General features: G+C 42.8%; 20 protein-coding genes and 1 riboswitch. Of the genes, 18 read left to right on the top strand and 2 right to left on the bottom strand.

The features are described from left to right. The first annotated feature begins 84 nt into the window (after window positions 1-84). The 12 genes from typA (at window position 85) to RZO55_RS04595 (ending at window position 12,502) form a co-directional block, all read left to right on the top strand. Window positions 85-1,926, top strand: a complete 1,842-nt coding sequence (gene typA, locus RZO55_RS04540) for a translational GTPase TypA (RefSeq protein WP_318063103.1) — start codon at window positions 85-87, stop codon at window positions 1,924-1,926. A gap of 202 nt (window positions 1,927-2,128) precedes the next feature. Continuing rightward, window positions 2,129-2,755, top strand: coding sequence for a single-stranded DNA-binding protein (locus tag RZO55_RS04545; RefSeq protein ID WP_318063104.1), 627 nt, complete (start codon window positions 2,129-2,131; stop codon window positions 2,753-2,755). A gap of 125 nt (window positions 2,756-2,880) precedes the next feature. Beyond that, entirely contained in the window at window positions 2,881-3,384 is a 504-nt protein-coding gene (locus RZO55_RS04550) for a cob(I)yrinic acid a,c-diamide adenosyltransferase (RefSeq protein WP_318063105.1), read from the top strand. A 23-nt stretch (window positions 3,385-3,407) separates the two neighbouring features. Next, window positions 3,408-3,582, top strand: a riboswitch (Lysine riboswitch). Between the two features lie 145 nt (window positions 3,583-3,727). Beyond that, window positions 3,728-4,612 carry a 4-hydroxy-tetrahydrodipicolinate synthase gene (gene dapA / locus RZO55_RS04555; RefSeq protein ID WP_318063106.1) on the top strand — a complete coding sequence of 295 codons (885 nt, stop codon included), beginning with the start codon at window positions 3,728-3,730 and terminating at the stop codon, window positions 4,610-4,612. Between the two features lie 30 nt (window positions 4,613-4,642). Next, complete coding sequence (gene dapB, locus RZO55_RS04560; protein ID WP_318063107.1) at window positions 4,643-5,401, top strand: 4-hydroxy-tetrahydrodipicolinate reductase; 759 nt, start codon at window positions 4,643-4,645, stop codon at window positions 5,399-5,401. A gap of 75 nt (window positions 5,402-5,476) precedes the next feature. Further along, the gene (locus RZO55_RS04565; protein WP_318063108.1) at window positions 5,477-5,782 is read left to right on the top strand and encodes a hypothetical protein; all 306 of its coding nucleotides are present in this window, start codon (window positions 5,477-5,479) and stop codon (window positions 5,780-5,782) included. Between the two features lie 138 nt (window positions 5,783-5,920). Next, window positions 5,921-6,283, top strand: a complete 363-nt coding sequence (locus tag RZO55_RS04570) for a hypothetical protein (RefSeq protein WP_318063109.1) — start codon at window positions 5,921-5,923, stop codon at window positions 6,281-6,283. A 161-nt stretch (window positions 6,284-6,444) separates the two neighbouring features. Then, complete coding sequence (gene purC, locus RZO55_RS04575) at window positions 6,445-7,137, top strand: phosphoribosylaminoimidazolesuccinocarboxamide synthase (RefSeq protein WP_439100022.1); 693 nt, start codon at window positions 6,445-6,447, stop codon at window positions 7,135-7,137. Window positions 7,138-7,162: 25 nt separating this feature from the next. Beyond that, window positions 7,163-8,605 (top strand): amidophosphoribosyltransferase, encoded by a 1,443-nt coding sequence (purF, locus tag RZO55_RS04580; RefSeq protein ID WP_318063111.1) that lies wholly within the window; start codon window positions 7,163-7,165, stop codon window positions 8,603-8,605. 128 nt (window positions 8,606-8,733) lie between these two features. Next, window positions 8,734-10,164, top strand: coding sequence for an adenylosuccinate lyase (gene purB / locus RZO55_RS04585; protein ID WP_318063112.1), 1,431 nt, complete (start codon window positions 8,734-8,736; stop codon window positions 10,162-10,164). Window positions 10,165-10,232: 68 nt separating this feature from the next. Continuing rightward, window positions 10,233-11,126 carry a LysR family transcriptional regulator gene (locus tag RZO55_RS04590; RefSeq protein ID WP_318063113.1) on the top strand — a complete coding sequence of 298 codons (894 nt, stop codon included), beginning with the start codon at window positions 10,233-10,235 and terminating at the stop codon, window positions 11,124-11,126. A 101-nt stretch (window positions 11,127-11,227) separates the two neighbouring features. After that, entirely contained in the window at window positions 11,228-12,502 is a 1,275-nt protein-coding gene (locus RZO55_RS04595) for an adenylosuccinate synthase (protein WP_318063114.1), read from the top strand. 62 nt (window positions 12,503-12,564) lie between these two features. Here RZO55_RS04595 and RZO55_RS04600 read toward each other — a convergent pair whose 3' ends face one another. Beyond that, window positions 12,565-12,798, bottom strand: a complete 234-nt coding sequence (locus RZO55_RS04600; protein ID WP_318063115.1) for a hypothetical protein — start codon at window positions 12,796-12,798, stop codon at window positions 12,565-12,567. Between the two features lie 182 nt (window positions 12,799-12,980). Between RZO55_RS04600 and RZO55_RS04605 the strand changes: the two genes are divergently transcribed. Next, on the top strand, window positions 12,981-14,060 hold the full coding sequence (locus RZO55_RS04605; RefSeq protein WP_318063116.1) for a cell wall-binding protein: 1,080 nt from the start codon (window positions 12,981-12,983) through the stop codon (window positions 14,058-14,060). 174 nt (window positions 14,061-14,234) lie between these two features. Here RZO55_RS04605 and abc-f read toward each other — a convergent pair whose 3' ends face one another. Then, window positions 14,235-16,148: a ribosomal protection-like ABC-F family protein gene (gene abc-f / locus RZO55_RS04610; protein WP_318063117.1), complete on the bottom strand. Its 1,914-nt coding sequence runs from the start codon at window positions 16,146-16,148 to the stop codon at window positions 14,235-14,237. A 154-nt stretch (window positions 16,149-16,302) separates the two neighbouring features. Here abc-f and RZO55_RS04615 point away from each other — a divergent pair, with 154 nt between their 5' ends. From RZO55_RS04615 to RZO55_RS04635, 5 genes are all read left to right on the top strand, one after another. Then, window positions 16,303-16,977 carry a redox-sensing transcriptional repressor Rex gene (locus tag RZO55_RS04615; protein ID WP_318063118.1) on the top strand — a complete coding sequence of 225 codons (675 nt, stop codon included), beginning with the start codon at window positions 16,303-16,305 and terminating at the stop codon, window positions 16,975-16,977. A gap of 72 nt (window positions 16,978-17,049) precedes the next feature. Then, entirely contained in the window at window positions 17,050-18,579 is a 1,530-nt protein-coding gene (locus RZO55_RS04620) for an NAD(P)H-hydrate dehydratase (RefSeq protein ID WP_318063119.1), read from the top strand. Window positions 18,580-18,582: 3 nt separating this feature from the next. Next, complete coding sequence (gene alr, locus RZO55_RS04625) at window positions 18,583-19,770, top strand: alanine racemase (protein WP_318063120.1); 1,188 nt, start codon at window positions 18,583-18,585, stop codon at window positions 19,768-19,770. 116 nt (window positions 19,771-19,886) lie between these two features. Then, on the top strand, window positions 19,887-20,234 hold the full coding sequence (locus tag RZO55_RS04630) for a type II toxin-antitoxin system PemK/MazF family toxin (RefSeq protein WP_097005881.1): 348 nt from the start codon (window positions 19,887-19,889) through the stop codon (window positions 20,232-20,234). A 95-nt stretch (window positions 20,235-20,329) separates the two neighbouring features. Further along, entirely contained in the window at window positions 20,330-21,736 is a 1,407-nt protein-coding gene (locus RZO55_RS04635) for a hemolysin family protein (RefSeq protein ID WP_318063121.1), read from the top strand. Window positions 21,737-21,782 lie beyond the last annotated feature (46 nt).

The following is a 21,782-nucleotide window of genomic DNA, read 5'->3' on the forward strand; positions in this document are numbered from 1 at the left end:
AGGGCATTCAAGGTCCTTAGTTTTTTATGATATGGGATAAATTGCCTGTATTATGTTTTGAATAACAGAAGGAAGAGTACATTTATGAAGATGAAGAGAGAAGACGTCAGGAATGTGGCAATCATTGCCCACGTCGATCATGGTAAAACCACGCTTGTTGATGCCCTGTTAAAGCAGAGCGGTATATTCCGTGAGAATCAGGAAGTGGTTGAACGCGTTATGGATTCCAATGATATTGAAAGAGAGCGCGGAATCACCATCTTATCCAAGAATACGGCAGTGCATTTTGGAGAGACAAAGATTAATATTATTGATACACCAGGACATGCGGATTTCGGCGGAGAAGTAGAACGTGTATTAAAGATGGTGAACGGAGTAATTCTGGTCGTAGATGCTTACGAAGGGGTTATGCCGCAGACCAAGTTTGTTTTAAGAAAAGCACTGGAATTAGGCCTTTCTGTGGTCGCATGCATCAATAAGATAGACAGACCGGAAGCCAGACCGGAAGAAGTGGAAGAAGAAGTGTTAGAACTTCTCATGGATCTCGATGCCAGTGAAGAACAGCTTGACTGTCCGTTCCTTTATGCTTCTGCAAAAGCAGGATTTGCAAAAAAACAGCTTGAGGATGAAGGCGTTGATATGGCTCCTTTATTCCAGACTGTTATTGATCATATTCCGGCACCGGAAGGTGATCCGGAAGCTTCTACTCAGCTTTTAATCAGTACCATTGATTACAATGAATATGTGGGACGAATCGGAGTTGGTAAAGTAGATAACGGAAAAATCAGAGTGAACCAGGAATGTGTCATCGTGAACCATCATGATCCTGACAAATTCCGCAAGGTTAAAGTAGGCAAGCTGTATGAATATGAAGGCCTTAATAAGGTAGAAGTACAGGAAGCAGGAATCGGTGCCATCGTAGCCATCTCAGGTATTGCAGATATTCACATCGGTGATACGCTCTGCTCCGTGGAAAACCCGGAGGCCATTTCGTTCCAGAAGATTTCTGAGCCTACAATTGCAATGAATTTCATGGTAAATGACAGCCCTCTTGCTGGACAGGAAGGTAAATTCATCACCTCCCGTCATTTAAGAGAGCGTTTATTCCGTGAATTGAATACCGACGTCAGCCTTCGTGTGGAGGAAACAGAATCTCCGGACTGCTTTAAGGTGTCAGGAAGAGGAGAACTTCATTTATCTGTTCTGATCGAGAATATGAGACGCGAAGGGTTTGAGTTTGCAGTAAGTAAAGCGGAAGTTTTGTATCATTATGACGAAAGAAACAGAAAACTGGAACCTATGGAAATCGCTTATATTGATGTACCGGAAGAGTTTACCGGAGCTGTCATTCAGAAGCTTACAAGCCGTAAGGGTGAACTTCAGGGAATGAGCCCGGCTAACGGCGGCTATACAAGACTGGAATTTTCCATACCTTCCAGAGGCTTAATCGGCTACCGCGGGGAATTTATGACTGATACCAAGGGTAACGGTATCATGAATACTGCATTTGATGATTACGCACCTTTTAAGGGAGATTTGTCCTACAGAAAATCAGGATCCTTAATCGCATATGAATCCGGAGAATCCATAACCTATGGACTCTATAATGCCCAGGAGAGAGGAACTCTGTTTATCGGAGCCGGAGTCAAGGTATATTCCGGTATGGTTATCGGACAGAATCCGAAGGCGGAAGATATTGAGATCAATGTCTGCAAATCCAAGAAACTGACCAATACCCGTTCTTCCGGTGCAGATGATGCACTGAAACTTACCACTCCTAAGGAGATGAGTTTAGAGCAGTCCCTTGATTTTATTGATGTAGATGAGCTGTTAGAGATTACCCCTGTCAGTCTCCGGATCAGAAAAAAGATTCTGGATCCAACCATGAGAAAACGTACTTCACAGAATAAAAAATCTTTAGTATAAATTGTTATAAACAGGAGAATGCTGACGCAGATCGCCGAAATATCGCCGATCAGTCAGCATTCTCCATTATTTTTTGTGCATTCTGCCTCCTTCTGTCGATATTTTTGGTATGCTTTTTAGCATTTTAGTGTAATCTGCCACATAAATTTAATATTAGCTGTGAAGCATATTAGCAAATTAGTGAAAGAAGAGGAGAAATACAATGTCAGAAAAAATGATTGAAAACAACAAAGTAAGCGTTATCGGAGAGATTGTCTCCAGCTTCACCTTCAGCCATGAGGTATTTGGAGAAGGATTCTATATGGTGGACATTGCTGTGAATCGTCTCAGTGAACAGGCTGATGTGATTCCGCTGATGATCTCCGAGCGTCTTATCGACGTGGAAGGAAATTACGAAGGTTGTACCATTGAAGTGGTTGGTCAGTTCCGTTCCTATAATCGTCATGAAGGTACAAAGAACCGTCTTGTTCTTTCGGTATTTGTCCGTGAGATCCACTTTATGGAAGAGTTTACAGACTATACAAAAACCAATCAAATTTTTCTGGATGGATATATCTGCAAGGCACCCATTTACAGAAAAACCCCTCTGGGCAGAGAAATTGCAGATTTACTCCTTGCAGTCAACCGCCCTTATGGAAAGTCCGATTACATACCCTGTATTGCATGGGGAAGAAATGCAAGATATGCTTCTGGTTTTACCGTAGGGACCAGAGTGAAGGTCTGGGGAAGAGTTCAGAGCAGAGAGTATACCAAGAAGCTTACGGACACGGAATGCGAGAAGAGAGTGGCATATGAGGTATCAGTCAGCAAGCTGGAATGTTCTGAATAAATTGTTTTTAATATATTAAGGAAATAATAAGAAAACTTGAAAAAATATTAATTATATGATACGATAAGCAGGTTCTAACGTAATAAGTAAATAATTGCTTTTTAGCTGTTATGAGGTGCTGAAAGATGAATCGAGGTATGATACAGGTGATATGCGGAGAAGGCAAAGGCAAGACGTCTTCTGCACTCGGCATGGGAATCGAGGCTCTGACGAAAAACAGGACGGTTATCATGATCCAGTTTTTGAAAGGCTGTCAGGGCGGTGGCTCTCCGGAAATCATAAAAAGACTGGAACCGGAGATGAAGATATTCTGGTTTGAAAAGTGCGATGGCTTCTTTGAGAACCTGTCTGTTGAACGTCAGGAAGAAGAGCGCATGAACATCCGCAATGGTCTTAATTTTGCCAGAAAAGTAGTGTCAACTGGAGAATGTGATATGCTGATTCTGGATGAAATTCTTGGGCTTTTAGACCAGGGGATTGTGGAGGCGGGTGAACTCATAAAGCTTCTCCAGTCCAAAGTTGATGAGATGGAGGTCGTATTAACCGGTAAGATATTTCCTAAAGAAATAGAACCTTATGTAGACAGTATTCTGGAAATCAGTCATGTTAAAGTTGACAATATAAAATAATAATGTTAGTATGGTAACATACATAATAGAGTAGAGGTTGCGTTGATTATGAGTACGCTGTCCGATGTATCAGGTACAGAGGAGGATGGGGGAAAGGATGAGACGCCGAAGAACGGTATGGCCTGGACATATCTGTTCTGGGCATATGGTTAAGAGCCATATGACTGTCATCCATATGGATGGGGAGCTACTTAAAGAACGAAGAGATTACCAGATTCTGGACTTTAAGAGCTGACCCTGTTGTCAGCTCTGTTTTTACGTTGTCACCCGGAAGGACAGAGCGTAACAGGAGCCTGATAAGCTTTTACTATGTATAATGATAAAGAATCAGGAGGATAAGACCATGGCAATTTATGAAGGTGCTGGAGTAGCGCTTGTAACTCCGTTTAAAGACAACGGAGATGTGAATTATGAGGTACTTGAAAGACTGGTTGAGGAGCAGATCACTGAGGGAACGGATGCGATTGTTGCATGCGGAACCACTGGGGAAGCATCTACGATGACTCATGAGGAACATCTGGATGTGATCAAATTTGTATGTGAGGTAACGAAACAAAGAATTCCGGTTATAGCCGGAACAGGCTCTAATTGTACAGATACAGCGGTTTATCTGTCACAAGAGGCAGAAAAGCTGGGAGCTGATGGACTTCTTTTAGTATCTCCATATTATAATAAAGCCACACAGAACGGTTTAAAGGCTCATTTTAAAGCTGTAGCAGATGCAGTAAAGATTCCGATTCTTCTATATAATATACCAGGCAGAACCGGGGTGACCATTAAAGCCCATACCATCGCAGATCTCTGCCTGAATGTTCCAAACATAGTAGGAGTCAAAGAGGCCAGCGGTGATTTTTCCGCAATTGCAGATATGTTAAGCCTGACAGACGGAAAAGCCGATGTCTATTCTGGTAATGACAACCAGATTATACCGATGATGTCTTTAGGCGGTAAAGGAGTTATTTCAGTACTTTCTAACATTGCCCCTGCAAAAACACATGAGATGTGCCAGGCATATTTAGATGGCGATGTGAAACGCAGTGCCAGACTTCAGCTGGAAGCCATTCCGCTGATTAATGCATTGTTCTGTGAAGTAAATCCGATACCTGTGAAAGCAGCGCTCAATCTTATGGGAAGACAGGCAGGTCCAATGCGTCTTCCTTTAACAGAAATGGAAGAAAATAATCAGGAAATATTAAAAAATGCCATGAAAGAGTATGGAATTTTATAACTCGTCTAAGATATACATATGGAGGAAATCATGATTAAGATGATAATGCACGGCTGTAACGGGGCTATGGGACAGGTCATTTCCGGTATTGCAGCAGAGGAAAATAATATAGAGATTGTTGCCGGGATCGATCCCAACTTGACAAAGGAAAATTCCTATCCTGTTTTTCCTTCATTAGAGTCCTGTGATGTGAAAGCAGATGTGATCGTTGATTTCACCTCTGCAAAAGCTGTGGAAGGTCTCCTTCATTACAGTGTAGAAAATCATATTCCGGTGGTTTTGTGTACAACAGGACTTTCTGACGATCAGGTAAAGCTGGTGGAAGAAGTATCAAAACAGGTGGCTGTACTTCGGTCTGCCAATATGTCTCTTGGAGTCAACCTGCTGATGAAGCTGATCAAAGATGCAGCATTGGTGCTTGCAGACGCCGGGTTTGATATTGAAATTTTAGAAAAGCATCACAATAAAAAACTGGATTCACCCAGTGGCACAGCACTGGCTCTTGCAGATTCCATTAACGAGACCATGGATCAGGAATTCCATTACGTTTATGACAGAAGCCAGGTGAGAAAGGCCAGAGATAAAAAGGAAATCGGTATTAGTGCAGTCCGCGGCGGCACTATTGTCGGGGAGCATGACGTCATTTTTGCCGGAACGGATGAAGTTGTTACGTTCCGTCACACTGCCTATTCTAAGGCAATCTTTGCACAGGGGGCTGTGTCTGCGGCCAAATTTTTAGCAGGAAAAAAGCCGGGACTTTATACAATGAAAGATGTAATAGAATCCTGATTTGTCAAAATTTCCCACTATAATTCATTTCTCCTTTACACATACTAACGATAGAATATGAAAGGAGAAAGTATTATGAAAAAAATAAAACATTACGTATTTGCAGTACTGGTTATTATGTCCGTAATGTGCCTGACCGCATGCGGAACAACAAAGGGAACGGATGGAACTAAAGATGCTACAAAGGCTGGAGCAACAACAACAGCTCAGACTACAGCTGCTACAACCACAGCTGGTGCTGGTGCAACAAAAACCGATGAAAGCATGTCAAGCGACGGTGTAGTCAATGATGCTGTAAAAGATGTGGAAAAAGGTGTTGACAAAATTACCGGTGAAAGTAATGGGCAGCCTACTACAGAAAGTACTACAGCTGCAGAGTAATTTTATTAATAAAAAGCTTCGGGCAGAAAGTAATGCTTGAAGCTTTTTTTCATTTCGTATATAATCAGAAGAGGACACCTCTTTTTTCTGTTATTCTGTTTTTCCGTTTCCCCTGCAGATCACAACTGGAGTATATCTATGAGAACAATCAGCAAAAAAATACGTATTTGGCACTATAATAATAAGAAAAAACCATGGAGAAATTTTAAATGGGCATTTGATCCTCCTAAAAAGCGGAGGGGACTATACTGCCTTTTGTATTGCTGCCTGGTCTTAGAAGGGGTATTTCTCTTACCGTGGGAGAGAGATAAAATATGCGGTGAATTGAAAAAACTATATACGGTCAGAGAGGATATTATCGAAGAGACAAGGAAAGAACTACCGTTTGAGGATGAGACAAAGACAGAATTAAGAGAACGCGGAATATCCATGGATTTAAAAGAAGGAGAAATCAAATTATGGCAGCGGGTGGAACGGCAGATTTTTGATGAATCAGATTGAGAAACAGTAATGCATACTGGTCATTAGTATTTATAATAATAAAACCAGTTGCATTCCGATTTTTACTGTATTATAATTTCTACTGAAACACCATAGTTTTATTTGAAAAACTTATAAATTAATTCAGAAAAGGACAGGTGGATACTGTGGAGAAAAAAGAAATGCTGTATGAAGGAAAAGCAAAGAAGGTCTATACGACTGAAGATCCGGATATATTGATTGTTTCTTATAAAGATGATGCAACAGCTTTCAATGGTCTTAAAAAGGGTACAATTGTTGGAAAAGGTGCAATCAATAACCGCATGACCAATTTTGTTTTCAAAAAGTTAGAAGCCAAGGGTGTTCCGACTCATCTGGTTGAAGAGTTAAATGACCGTGAGACTGCTGTGAAAAAAGTGGAGATTGTTCCGCTTGAGGTAATTATCAGAAACTATTCAGCCGGAAGTTTTGCAAAAAAGATGGGAATGGAAGAGGGGATTAAGTTTGCCTGTCCGACACTTGAATTCAGCTATAAAAATGATGATTTGGGAGATCCGTTTATCAACAGCTACTATGCTCTTGCCCTTAATCTGGCAACCCAGGAGGAAATCGATGCCATCACTAAGTATGCGTTTCTGGTAAACGAAGTTCTTATAGAGTATTTTAATACCTTAAACATCGATCTGATTGACTTTAAGATCGAGTTTGGCCGTTATCACGGACAGATTATTCTAGCTGACGAAATTTCTCCTGATACCTGCAGACTGTGGGATAAGGATACTCACGAAAAGCTGGATAAGGATCGCTTCCGCAGAGATTTAGGCGGAGTGGAAGATGCATATGAGGAGATCTTCCGCCGTCTTGGTATTCAGTAAACAGCACAGAGAGGGTAGACATTTCATGAGTAACGAATTAAACTTCAATATAGAGGAAGAGTTACATGAGGAGTGCGGCGTCTTTGGTATCTATGATTTCGACGGCAGTGACGTTGCTTCCACCATTTATTACGGTTTGTTTGCATTACAGCACAGAGGACAGGAGAGCTGCGGAATTGCTGTCAGTGATACCGAAGGTCCGAAAGGAAAAGTAAGTGCGCATAAGGGGATGGGGTTATGTAATGAGGTCTTTACTCCCGATGTTTTAGAAGGTCTTCATGGCAATATCGGGGTAGGCCATGTTCGTTATTCAACGGCTGGAAGCAGTACACGGGAAAATGCCCAGCCCCTTGTGCTTAATTATGTAAAAGGCACTCTTGCCATGGCTCACAACGGAAATCTGGTGAATGCACCGGAGCTGAGAAAAGAGCTTGAATACAGCGGCGCGATTTTTCAGACAACGATAGATTCTGAAGTAATTGCCTATCATGTTGCAAGGGAGCGGGTTAAGACTCCTTCTGTAGAGGCGGCCGTTGCCAATGCGATGAAGAAAATCGTGGGCGCGTATTCCCTGGTGGTTATGAGTCCCCGTAAGCTGATCGGTGCAAGGGATCCATATGGATTTAAGCCATTGTGCATTGGCAAACGTGACAATGCTTACATCATCGTATCAGAGAGCTGCGCCCTTGATACAGTTGGTGCGGAATTTGTCCGTGATGTTCTGCCTGGAGAGATTGTAACCATTACGAAAGATGGAATTGTATCAGATACCAGCCTCTGCTTTAAGGAAAGATCCAAAGAGGCCAGATGTGTTTTTGAATATATTTATTTTGCCAGACCGGACAGCGTATTTGACGGAGTGAGTGTCTATCATTCCAGGCTTTGTGCAGGCCGGGCGCTGGCAGTTGATTCACCGGTTGAGGCGGATGTGGTGGTAGGCGTTCCGGAATCCGGCAATGCAGCTGCACTTGGCTATTCGCTTCAGTCAGGAATCCCTTATGGAACAGCATTTGTAAAGAATTCCTATGTAGGCCGTACATTTATTAAGCCTAAGCAGAGCAACCGGGAGTCATCGGTAAGAGTTAAGTTAAATGTACTTAAAGAAGCTGTCGTGGGAAAACGGGTAATTATGATTGATGATTCCATAGTCAGGGGAACTACCAGTGCCCTGATTGTAAACATGCTCAGGGAGGCTGGTGCCAGTGAGGTCCATGTACGGATCAGTGCACCTCCCTTTTTACACCCCTGCTATTTTGGAACGGATATTCCCGATGAAGATCAGCTGATCGCTCATAACAGAAGTATTGATGAGATTCGCGATGTTCTTGAAGCAGATTCCCTGTCTTATTTAAATGTAGAACGTTTAAATGAAATGGCGGAAGGACTGCCCATCTGTACGGCATGTTTCAGCGGAAATTATCCCATTGAACCGCCAAAAGAAGACATCCGCGGAGAATACAGCAGATAATTAGAATCAGGGGCTGTCAGACCGGTTTGCGCTGCATAACCGGAAGGCGGTCCCTGTCTGCTCTTCCCATAATAAAAAAAATATGCTAAAATAGCCCTACAACGAACCCAAGGAGGAATAAAAGGAACATGACAGATCGATACCAAAGCCCGCTGTCTGAGCGTTATGCCAGCAAGGAGATGCAGTACATTTTTTCTCCTGATAAAAAATTTAAAACCTGGAGAAAACTGTGGATTGCTCTGGCGGAAGCGGAAAAGGAACTGGGACTTCCGATAACGGAAGAACAGATAGAGGAACTGAAGGCGTTTCAGGATGAGATTAATTATGATGTTGCAATACAGCGGGAGAAAGAAGTCCGCCACGATGTAATGTCTCACGTATATGCATACGGAGTACAGTGCCCGAAGGCAAAAGGCATTATTCATCTTGGTGCCACCTCCTGCTATGTGGGTGATAATACCGATATTATTGTTATGACAGAAGCGCTTATGCTGGTACGGAAAAAACTGATTAATGTGATCAGTGAGCTTGCAGCATTTGCAGACAGCTATAAGGATCTGCCAACTCTTGCATTTACCCATTTTCAGCCTGCTCAGCCAACCACAGTAGGTAAGAGAGCCACTTTATGGCTTCATGATCTTACTATGGATTTGGAAGATTTGGATTATCTTCTTGATTCCATACGACTTCTCGGCTCCAAAGGTACAACCGGAACCCAGGCCAGCTTTTTGGAGTTATTTGACGGAGACATGGACAGAGTGAGAAAAGTAGATGCCATGATTGCTAAGAAGATGGGATTTCAGGGATGCTATCCGGTATCTGGTCAGACCTATTCCCGTAAAGTTGACAGCCGTGTGATCAATGTTCTGGCGGGAATTGCTCAGAGCGCCCATAAGTTCTCCAATGATATCCGTCTGCTCCAGCATTTAAAGGAAGTAGAGGAGCCGTTTGAAAAGAGCCAGATCGGTTCATCAGCCATGGCTTATAAGAGAAATCCCATGAGAAGTGAAAGGATTGCTTCTTTATCAAATTACGTGATGTCAGATGTAATCAATCCCATGCTTGTTTCTTCTACCCAGTGGTTTGAACGGACACTGGATGATTCGGCCAACAAGCGTCTGAGTGTCCCGGAAGGTTTTCTTGCAATAGACGGAATTCTGGATCTGTATCTCAACGTGGTAGACGGTCTCGTTGTTTATCCGAAAGTGATTGAAAAACACATGATGGCAGAGCTTCCCTTTATGGCTACAGAAAATATTATGATGGACGCGGTTAAGGCAGGAGGAGACAGGCAGGAGCTTCATGAACGGATCAGAGAGCTTTCTATGGAAGCAGGCAGGAATGTAAAGGTGAACGGACTGGATAATAATCTTCTGGAACTCATTGCGGCAGACCCATCCTTTAATCTTTCACTGGAAGAACTGAAAAAAAGCATGGATCCGAAGAAATATGTAGGCTGTGCTCCTGCACAGGTTACCATATATCTTGATGAGGTGATTCGCCCTCTTCTTAAGGACAACCAGGAACTTCTTGGATTGACAGCAGAAATCAATGTATAAAATAACTGCGGACGGACTGATTTTTGCCGATGAGTCTGTCTGCAGTTTTTCGTTTGTCAGGAGGAGCAATGAGCAGCAGTCTGGAATATTATAAGGTTTTTTATTATGTGGCAAATTCAGGAAGTATTACACTGGCATCAGAAAAACTCTGCATCTCCCAGCCGGCAGTCAGCCAGGCGGTCCGGCAGCTGGAGCAGTCACTGGACTGCCAGCTGTTTATGCGGATGTCAAAAGGCGTCAGACTGACCAGAGAAGGAGAATTTTTATTTGAATATGTGAAATCCGGTTTAGAAAACATCTGGCACGGGGAAAATATGTTAAGACGGATGAGAGATCTGGAAACAGGGGAAGTAAGGATTGGTGCAAGTGATATGACACTTCAGTTTTATCTCCTTCCTTATCTGGAAAAGTTCCATGAACAGTATCCTGGCATTAAAGTCACGGTTTCCAACGGTCCTACACCAGAGACACTTCGTTTCCTTTACGAAGGGAAGATTGATTTCGGAGTGGTCAGTACTCCTTTTGAGGCCAGGGGTGAAGTAAGAAGCACTCCTGTTAAGGAAGTACGCAATGTTTTTGTTGCAGGAGAAAAGTTTCATTATCTGAAAGAGAAAAAACTGAGTTATGATATCTTAATGGAGCTGCCCTGTATATTTCTGGAAAAAAACACCAGTACCCGGACCTTTATGGATGAATTCTTAAAAAAGCGGGGAGTGGAAGTGGAGCCGGAGTTCGAACTTTCTACCAGTGATATGATCGTTCAGTTTGCCATGCGCAATTTAGGAATCGGCTGTGTGATGGCCGGATTTGCTGAGCGTGAGCTTGAAAAAGGAAATCTGCTGGAGCTGCAGTTTGAAGAGTCTATGCCGGAACGGCACTTTGCTATTATAACGGATAGTAAGACGCCTGTTTCTCCTGCTGGGAAGAAAATTTTAAAGCTTATGACCGATGATATAAGTTAAACTTATGTCAAATATAAATAATATTGACTTTACTTATGTGTTTCTTTGCGCTATCATAGGTAAGTAAAACGTATTTTTTCACTCATAGGAGGATTAATCGAATGGTAAGAGCAATCGTAGGCGCTAACTGGGGCGATGAAGGAAAAGGTAAAATCACAGACATGCTGGCAAAAGAGTCTGATATCATTATCCGGTATCAGGGTGGAAGCAATGCCGGACATACTATTATTAATAATTATGGAAAGTTTGCCCTTCACCTTCTTCCGTCCGGTGTTTTCTACAACCATACAACCAGTATTATCGGCAATGGCGTGGCATTAAACATACCTTATTTAATTAAGGAAGTGGAAGAGCTTGTAAGCAAGGGAGTTCCAAAGCCAAGTATTCTGGTTTCCGACCGTGCACAGATTCTGATGCCATATCACATTCTGTTTGACCAGTATGAGGAAGAGCGTCTGGGAAAACGGTCCTTTGGTTCCACAAAATCAGGGATTGCACCATTTTATTCAGATAAATACGCAAAAATCGGGTTTCAGGTAAGTGAACTCTTTGACGAAGAGTCCCTGAAGGAAAAGATTGTACGCGTTTGTGAGACGAAGAATGTTTTAATGGAGCATTTATATCATAAACCGGCTATTGATCCGGAAGAATTATTTATGACTCTCCTTGAATACCGTGAGATGGTGAAACCTTTTGTCTGTGATGTTTCCAAATATCTTCATGATGCTATTAAGGAAGGTAAAAATATTTTACTGGAAGGCCAGCTGGGATCATTAAAGGATACAGATCATGGAATTTATCCAATGGTTACCTCTTCCTCCACATTGGCAGCATATGGAGCCATCGGCGCAGGGATTCCTCCATACGAGATCAAAAACATCACCACAGTTGTGAAGGCATATTCCAGCGCGGTTGGTGCTGGTGCATTTGTCAGCGAAATTTTCGGAGATGAAGCAGATGAGTTAAGACGCCGCGGCGGTGACGGCGGTGAGTATGGCGCGACTACAGGAAGACCAAGACGTATGGGCTGGTTTGATGCAGTGGCTTCCAGATATGGCTGCAGAATCCAGGGTGCTACCGAAGCAGCGCTTACTGTTTTAGATGTACTTGGTTATCTTAATGAGCTTCCTGTCTGTATCGGATATGAAATTGACGGAAAAGTAACAAAAGATTTTCCAAATACAGTGGAGCTTAATAAGGCAAAACCGGTATATACCACACTTCCAGGCTGGAAATGCGAGATCAGGGGAATTAAAAAGTATGAGGATCTGCCGGAAAACTGCAGAAACTATATTGAATTTATAGAGAAAGAGCTTGAGACTCCAATCACCATGGTCTCCAATGGACCGGGAAGAGATGATATCATCTATCGATAAGATCGCGAAATAAAATAAGAGAATGGTAAAAAGGTTCCGGACTTTTTTACCGTTCTCTTATTTTATTGTTCTTTATCCGTTGAATCGGAATCCTCATGTTTATGATCCGGTTTTATGACCCGGGCAACAAGCTGAAAAACATATAAAAACACTGGTATCACTACGGTGGAGTAGATCGCTGCCATCAGCCAGTTCTTAGATTCTGCATCATGAGAAAATGCGGATACAAGGGCAATGAGATAGAGGGAGCAGATCAATACAACTCCCACAACAGCCATGGGGCGTTTCCATTTCATGGAGAAACCTCGCTTTCTGAAAAATTATACTGATTTTTATTATATCCCAAAACAGGAGGTTTGGAAAGAAATGTTTTGAAAATGTTCACAAAAACTTCAGATATTGTGAACTGTACATTTCTTTGATAATATAGTAAACTTTTAATAGATTAAAGACTGGGTGGAAGGAGTGCTGGGTTTCTTTGAAGAAAAGATGGTTAGCAGCAATATCGGCAGGAATCTTTCTGAGCGCAGGCAGCATAACGAGTTCCATGGCTTCCGAAGATATCAGCAAAGAGCAAAGCAGTGCCATTAATCTGCAGGAAGTTTCTAAACAATGGCAATGGAAGGAAGATTCCGGCGGCTGGAAATATACAAAAGAGGATGGAACTTATAAGAAGAACTGCTGGGAGAAGATTGACGATAACTGGTATTATTTTGCCTTTGATGGTTATATGAGTACAGATTGGACAGAAATACACGGTATGGAGTATCTGTTTGCAGAAACCGGAGAACTGCAGCTTGGCTGGTGCTATAACGACGAAGAGGAGAAATGGCATTATTATAATGAAGATGGGACAGCTCAAAAGGGCTGGTTTCAGGATCGGGACGGGAGCTGGTACTGGTTTAACCCAAGAGGTGTGATGGTTTCTTCTGGCTACAAGTATGCAACAGGCGGGCGGTATTATTTCTTTGATAACGGGCAGATGGCAGCCAATCAGTATGTAGGTCTTTCCTATATGGATGAGAACGGTAACCGTAATAAAGAATTTGATATTGTAGTTCAAGGTAAAAAGAAGAATGATGAGATTACCTTAGAGGTAAAGAATGCTTTTACAGAGGCCTCTAAGAATCTGCCAAGGGATTGGGTGAAGCGTTTTACGGAAAAAGGCTGGGAGATTCTTTATTATCCGGACAAGCGGTATTTTTCTGCTCCCAATACAGGAAGCGGCCTCTATTACGTTTGTCATCAGGTGGACACCACCTATAAGAAGATAAAAATATGTGATCCTTCGGATCTTACTGATGCATTTTGTGAGTTTATCGGATATGAATACGGCTGCTATGACCCTGCATGCCAGGAAGCTACGGATTTATCCATGAACAGGGCTTTGGTAGATGATTTTATTTATATACCGGATTACTACTCCAATGATATGAAGTTTTATTTTGGAAAGCTTGCATCAGCCTATCTGGAAAGTCCGTCAACCAGGTTGGAGATGGAAGAAGCTGCACCGGAAGTAACTCAGATATTAAGAAAAATATTATATGGGCAGAGTTGAATCACGAATCTTATAGCAGACATTTATGAGACTGCTATAGATTATACTGGTTCAGCGCTGCTTTTTTATTTAGATTATACCTACCCGGATGTCTATCAGATAATGAAGGATCAGAAATTTACCAATGATAAATAAAATAAGGGGAAAGCTGTTAACTGCAGCTTTCCCCTTATTTTATTCTGCCAGCTCACCCCACAGCTCATAAAGCTGTTCCAGGCGTTTGCTGATCGTTTCTTTTTCCTGATTTAATTCCATAAGTTTTGGGACATCGGTAAAGATTTCTTCCCTCACAAGCAGTTCATCGATTTCTCCATCTCTGGTTTCCAGCTTATGAATCTCATCCTCCGTCTTTTTCAGCTCGTTCTGACGCTTGCGGATCTTTGCCTGCTCTTCTTTCTGGGCTTTCCAGTCAAGCTTTATTCCGGAAACTTCTTCCCCTTTTATAGGAACGGCTTGCTCAGGCGGAGTGATCAGACCGGACATAACGTCTTTCTTTTCCAGATAATAATCATAATTACCGATATAATTAACCAGTGTCTGACTGGTGAGATCCAGAATCCGTGTGGCAGTTTTATTAATAAAATAACGGTCATGGGACACATACAGCACGGTACCTGTATAATTAACCAGTGCACTTTCCAGTATCTCCTTGGAAGTAATATCTAAATGGTTGGTAGGTTCGTCAAGGATTAAAAAGTTGGCTTCAGAGAGCATAAGCTTTGCCAGGGACACCCGCCCTCGTTCCCCACCGCTTAAATCCTTAATCCGTTTGTAAACGTCGTCTCCTGTAAAGAGAAATGCTGCCAGAATATTGCGGATCTGCGTGTTGTTCATGTAAGGATAGGTATCCTGAAGCTCATCAAATAAAGTTTTATCCATATGAAGTACCTGGTGCTCCTGGTCATAATACCCGATATGTACCTTGGAGCCCAATAACACTTCTCCCTGATCTGGTGGTGTCAGCCCGTTTAATATCTTTAATATAGTAGTTTTTCCTGTTCCGTTGCCTCCGATAATGGCAACCCGTTCTCCCCTCTTGATCTCGAATCCGATATGATCAAAGAGCAGATGCTCTGCGAACGACTTTTTTAAGTCCTTCACTGTTAAAACGTCATTGCCGCTGATTACGTTAGGTTCCAGGCGAATATGCATCTCATCGTTGACTTCCGCTGGTTTTTCCAGAAGTTCGATTTTATCCAGCATCTTTTCCCTGCTTTCCGCCCTGCGTATGGATTTTTCTCTGTTAAATGATTTTAATTTTGCAATAACTTCTTCCTGATGTTTAATTTCCTGCTGCTGATTGAGATAGGCCTTCATCTTAGCTTCCCGGATCATAGCCCGTTTACTGCTGTACTGCGTATAATTTCCCTGATATACAGATAAAATGCCGTTGTCAAGCTCAATAATCTTTGTAACTACCCGGTTTAAAAAATAGCGGTCATGGGCCACAATAATGACACTGCCGTCATAATTAATCAGATATGTCTCCAGCCAGGCAATGGAATCCATATCCAGATGATTGGTAGGCTCATCAAGGAGAATGATATCCGGTTTCGTCAGAAGAAGCCGTCCTAAGGCGACCCGGGTTTTCTGTCCGCCTGAAAGAGCCGATACAGGTTTTTGAAACTCATCCTCTGTAAAGCCCAGGCCTTTTAAAACACCTGTGACCTCGCTTTGGTAGGCATAGCCGTTTTGAAGTTCAAATTCATGGTTAAGACGGCTGTAAGCGGAGAGCATCTCCTCCAGTTCATCTCCGGTGGCATGTTTCATATCCATCTCCAGATTACGGATCTTTGTTTCCATATCCATAAGAGGCCGTTTTACTTCCAAAACTTCTTCATATACGGTTCGTTCCCCTCCCAGATCCTGATGCTGTGATAAATATCCTAAGGTTTTACCTTTGGATATGACCACTTCTCCTTCGTCAGATGCAAGTTCACCGATAATCATTTTCAACAGAGTTGATTTGCCTGCTCCGTTAATTCCTACAATAGCTGCTTTCTCGTGATCTTCTATATGAAAGGATGCGTGTTTAATCACTTCGTTGGTGCCAAACGCCTTACTGATATTGCTGCATGAGAGAATCATGGTTTATTTCCTCCTGAATAAAATGGGACAATAGCATTAGTATAATATAGGTCCATTTATTTTTCAAGGATACAATCGCAAAACTCGTTTGACATTATTTTATCACGCAGTTATAATGGTGTTAGTTTAATTCTAAGTAAAAGAAGGTGAAGACGTGGCAGATAAAGAAATTTCAAAAGCAGTGATTGCCAGGCTTCCCAGATATTATCGTCATCTGGGAGAGCTTATGGAAGATGGAGTGGAACGGATATCTTCCAATGAGCTGAGTTTGCGAATGAAAGTTACCGCTTCTCAGATACGCCAGGATCTGAATAATTTTGGCGGATTCGGACAACAGGGATATGGATATAATGTAAAATATTTATATACAGAGATAGCTAAGATATTGGGAATTGACAGACAGCACAATATAGTGATTATTGGCGCAGGCAATTTAGGACAGGCGATTGCAAATTATGCAAATTTTGAAAAGCGTGGTTTTTTGATCAAAGGAATGTTTGATATCAATCCACGTCTGATCGGTCTGGTTGTTCGCGGTATTGAGATCCGAAGCGTGGATGATCTGGAGCAGTTTGTAATAGATAATAATGTTCAGATTGCAGCCCTGACCATACCAAAGACCAAGGCACCGGAAATTGCAGACCGTCTTGTAAGGGCAGGCATCAAGGCTATCTGGAATTTCGCACACACGGATCTGACGGTTCCTGATGATGTTGTGGTAGAAAACGTGCATTTATCAGAGAGTCTTATGAGGCTGTCTTACCGGGTCTGCAGCATGCAGGACCAGAAAACCGAAGGAAAACTTCAACATACATCAAAGAACAGTTAATATGCCTGCCGGCAGCCAAAGAGAAAGTCTCTTTGCTGCCGGCTGTTTGGTTTCAGGAAAGGCGGGTGCAATATGAGATATCTGGTAACGGGAGAACAGATGAAGCGGGTGGACCGCTATACCATAGAGCAGATTGGCATTCCTTCGATGGTACTGATGGAACGGGCGGCGCTTGCTGTTTTTCGGGAAGCAGAGAAGTACGTGAGTCAGACAGATCCCATCTGGGTACTGTGCGGCAGCGGTAACAACGGAGCTGACGGTATTGCAGCTGCCAGAATGCTCCACATAAGCGGCTACAGGGTTCTGGTGATTCTGGCTGGCAGTAAGGAAAAGGGAAGCAGGGAATATCTAACCCAGCTTTCCATTGCAGATAAAACAGGGGTGAGTATGGTGGAAGGAATCAAAGACCTGACATCCGTTCGGTGCAGCCTGCTAATCGATGCTTTGTTTGGTGTGGGCCTGGACCGGGAAATTGCAGGATCTCATCTGGAAGTCATGAAAACCGTAATCAGCCATAAACCAGAGTTCACCATTGCGGTGGATCTCCCTTCCGGAATTCATTCAGATTCCGGACAGATTATGGGAATATCAATCCCTTCAGATGTGACCGTAACATTTGGCTATGAGAAGCTGGGAACCATGCTGTATCCGGGAAAAGAGTACAGCGGCAGAGTTCTTGTAGCTGATATTGGTTTCCCGCCTGAAAGCATAGATCATGTAAAATCCGGGTATTTTACCTGTCATCAGGAGGATACAGCCCTGATTCCCAGACGGCCCGCTTATTCCAATAAGGGAAGCTTTGGCAAAGTTCTGCTGGTTGCAGGTTCTAAAAACATGAGCGGTGCGGCATTTTTAAGTGCACTTGCAGCATACCGCACAGGAGCCGGCCTGGTCAGAATCTTTACAGTGGAAGAAAACAGGGAGATTTTACAGACAGGACTTGCGGAGGCTGTGATAGCCGTTTATCACCGGGACGATGCGCGAAAGAATACGGAAAGATTTCAACAGCTTTTACTGGAACAGTGCCAGTGGGCGAGCGTTATTGTTCTGGGTCCCGGTCTGGGGCAGGAGGATTACGTAAGAAATCTGGTGGAATCTGTTATGGTAAACGCCTATGTTCCGGTGATCGTGGATGCAGACGGGCTTAACACCATCGCTTCTTATCCGGGACTTACCAGCTATTACACTGAGAATATCATTATCACGCCCCATTTGGGAGAGATGGCAAGACTGACTGGAAGTAACGTGAAGTTAATGAAAGAGCATCTCATACAGACTGCCAGAGAATATGCGGACCGGTATGGTATTACCTGCATATTAAAGGATGCAGTGACCATCGCCGCTCTGAATGACCAGAGAACCTATGTAAACAGCAGTGGAAACAGTTCCATGGCTAAGGCGGGTGCAGGGGATGTTCTGACCGGTATCCTGGCCGGACTGCTGGCCATGGGAATGGAGGTACCGGATGCGGCCGCTCTGGGAGTATGGCTTCACGGGCTTGCAGGAGATATGAGAAAGAAAAAGTATGGAGAATACAGCCTTCTTGCCAGAGAACTGGCAGATGAGATTGGCATAATATTGCAGGAGCAGACGAGGAAATAAATCATGAAAACATATGGAAGGGTATTTGAAACGGTAGATTTAGATGCAATTAGGCATAACATGGAAGAGATGCAATCAAACTTAGAACCGGGAACGAAAATGATCGGAGTTGTAAAATCCGATGGATATGGTCATGGTTCTGTTCCGGTGGCTCTGGCAATTGATCCTTATGTGTGGGGCTATGCAGTGGCTACCGTGGAAGAAGGTGTTATTTTAAGAAAACACGGAATCACAAAACCAGTTCTGGTTCTGGGTGTGGTTCCTTATGATGGTTACCAGCTTCTTGTGGATTATGACATCAGTTCTTCTGTATTCCAGTTAAACAGAGCCAGGCGTTTATCAGATCTGGCTGAAAGAGCGGGTAAGAAAGCCGTGATACATCTTGCTCTTGATACTGGAATGAGCAGGATCGGATATCCGGTAACAGAGACAGCAGCAGAGGAAGCGGCAGAAATCTGCAGTTTGCCCGGAATACATGCAGAAGGATTGTTTACTCATTTTGCAAAGGCGGATGAGAAAGATAAAAAAGCAACAGATATCCAGATAGAAAAATTCAGGACATTTGTTGATATGCTGGCCAGAAGAGGGGTTACGATACCGATTTTGCACTGCTCCAACAGTGCAGGCATACTGGATTTGAAAAAGGCTAATTTCCATATGGTCCGTGCAGGTATTTCTATCTACGGCCTGTATCCGTCCATGGAGGTTTCGACGGAACCGGTCAGGTTAAAGCCTGCCATGGAATTAAAAAGCACCATATCCTACATAAAAAAGATTGAACCAGGAACTTCTATCAGTTATGGAGGAACCTTTACAGCGGGTCAGGAAATGACGATTGCCACAATTCCGGTAGGCTATGGTGACGGGTACCCCAGAAGTTTATCGGGAAAAGGAGAGGTCTTAATCAGAGGGCAGCGGGCTAAAATTCTTGGACGGATCTGTATGGATCAGTTTATGGTTGATATCTCATCCATTCAGGGAGCAGAAGAAGAGGATGAGGTGGTATTGGTTGGAACACAGGGGAATGAGCAGATTACGGTGGAAGAATTGGCCGAGCAATGTGGTGGTTTTCATTACGAAATACTGTGTGATATCACCAAACGGGTACCCAGGGTCTATTTGGCGAACAAAGAAGTGGTGGGGACCAAAGATTATTTTAACGATTTTTACAGCGACTTTTTAAAGGTGTAATAACCAACTCCATGTCCATATCATATGATAAGGTATGCGGCGGAAAAACTTAAGTGAATACACGAGTCATAATAGGTCAATAATAGACTTAAATAAATTGACGGAGTGTGGAGAATGTGATTATAAGACGTGGAGACATTTATTATGCCGATTTAAGACCGGTAGTAGGATCTGAACAGGGCGGGATACGCCCGGTTCTTATTATACAGAATGACATTGGTAATAAGCACAGTCCCACTGTGATCTGTGCAGCAATTACCTCAAGAATGAACAAGGCAAAACTGCCTACCCATGTGGAACTGGATACAAAAAAGTGCGATATGATTAAGGATTCTGTAATCCTTTTGGAACAGCTGCGGACCATTGATAAGCAGAGACTCAAAGAGAAGATCTGCCATATTGATGAGCAGCTGCAGCAGGAAGTGGACTGTGCATTAAGAGTCAGCTTAGAACTGAATACATAGTTCACCATTGACGGAATGCTGATAAAATGGTATATTCTTAAATAGTTGTGAGAAAAAATACGAAAGAAAATGAACAAAAGGAGTAGATTTTTCAGATGGACGATGGCAATCCGCTTATACGCGTGATTATTTTTATTGCTTTTATCGTATTGGATGCAATTTTTTATGGATTTGGTGCAGCAATTCAGAATGTAAATACGACAGAACTGGAACATCAGATGGAAGAGGGCAGCGAGAAGGCCGGAAAGCTGCTGCATATTGTTAACAGACCGACCAGATTTGTAAACACCATTCAGATAACCACCAACTTAATTGGAATGGTGACAGGTGCGTTTGTATTAGGACAGTTTGGGATACAGCTGGAAACAATATTAAGCAGGGGAAGCGATGGTCCCAATCGGTGGATATCCTTATTTAGTCTTTTCCTTGTAGGGGCTCTGCTGATTATACTGCTGATCAGCTTCGGCATTATTATTCCAAAGCGCTGTGCAGCGGAAAACCCTGAAAAGTGGGGTTACCGGATGCTTCCTGCAGTAACCTTCATTATGATCCCTTTAATCCCATTTGCGTGGGTTGCAAACCTGATTGCTTTCTTAGTTCTTAAGATGATGGGCATTGATATGGCATCAGACAGTGAGAACGTAACAGAAGAAGACATTATGTCCATGGTAAACGAGGGGCATGAGCAAGGGGTTTTAGAAGCCAGAGAAGCTGAGATGATAACCAACATCTTTGAACTCAATGATAAGGAAGCTGCAGATGTCATGACTCACAGAAAGAATCTGGTTTCCTTAGATGGTGACATCACTCTGAAAGAGGCGGTTAAGTTTATCCTGACAGAAGGGTATAATTCCAGGTATCCGGTTTATAAAAAAGATGTAGATGATATCATTGGTATTCTTCACATGAAGGATGCATTGATTGCAGCAGAGATAGAAGAGAATAACAGCCGTCAGCTGTGGGAGATTGAAGGTCTTTTAAGAGAAGCTCATTTTATTCCGGAAACTAGGAATCTTGATACACTTTTTAAAGAGATGCAGTCCAGAAAGATCCACATGGTAATTGTAGTTGATGAATATGGGCAGACATCAGGGATTGTTACGATGGAAGATATTCTGGAAGAGATCGTGGGCAATATCCTTGATGAGTATGATATGGATGAGGAATATATTGTGCCATCCGATGACGGCTCATACATTATGAATGGCATGACTACACTAGAAGATGTGGAACGGACGTTAAATATTGAATTCGATGAGGAAGATTATGAATCCTATGATACAATAAATGGTCTGCTGATATCCAGGCTGGACCGGATTCCCCAGGAAGGGGAGGAATGGGAAGTTTCCATAAAGGGGTACCGTTTTAAGATTCTTCAGGTGGAAAACAAGATGATCCAGACCTTACGGGTCTGGAAGGAAGATTCCGAGACGACTGCTGATGAAGAAAAAACGGTCAGAAAGATGGAACTGGAGTTAAAAGACTCTGAAAAAGAATCATAATGCGCACAGCTGCCATGGCTTTTTCGTTACAGGACGGAAGGGGTTT

This window comes from Clostridium boliviensis, assembly GCF_033342255.1.
GTDB lineage: Bacteria > Bacillota > Clostridia > Lachnospirales > Lachnospiraceae > Lacrimispora > Lacrimispora boliviensis.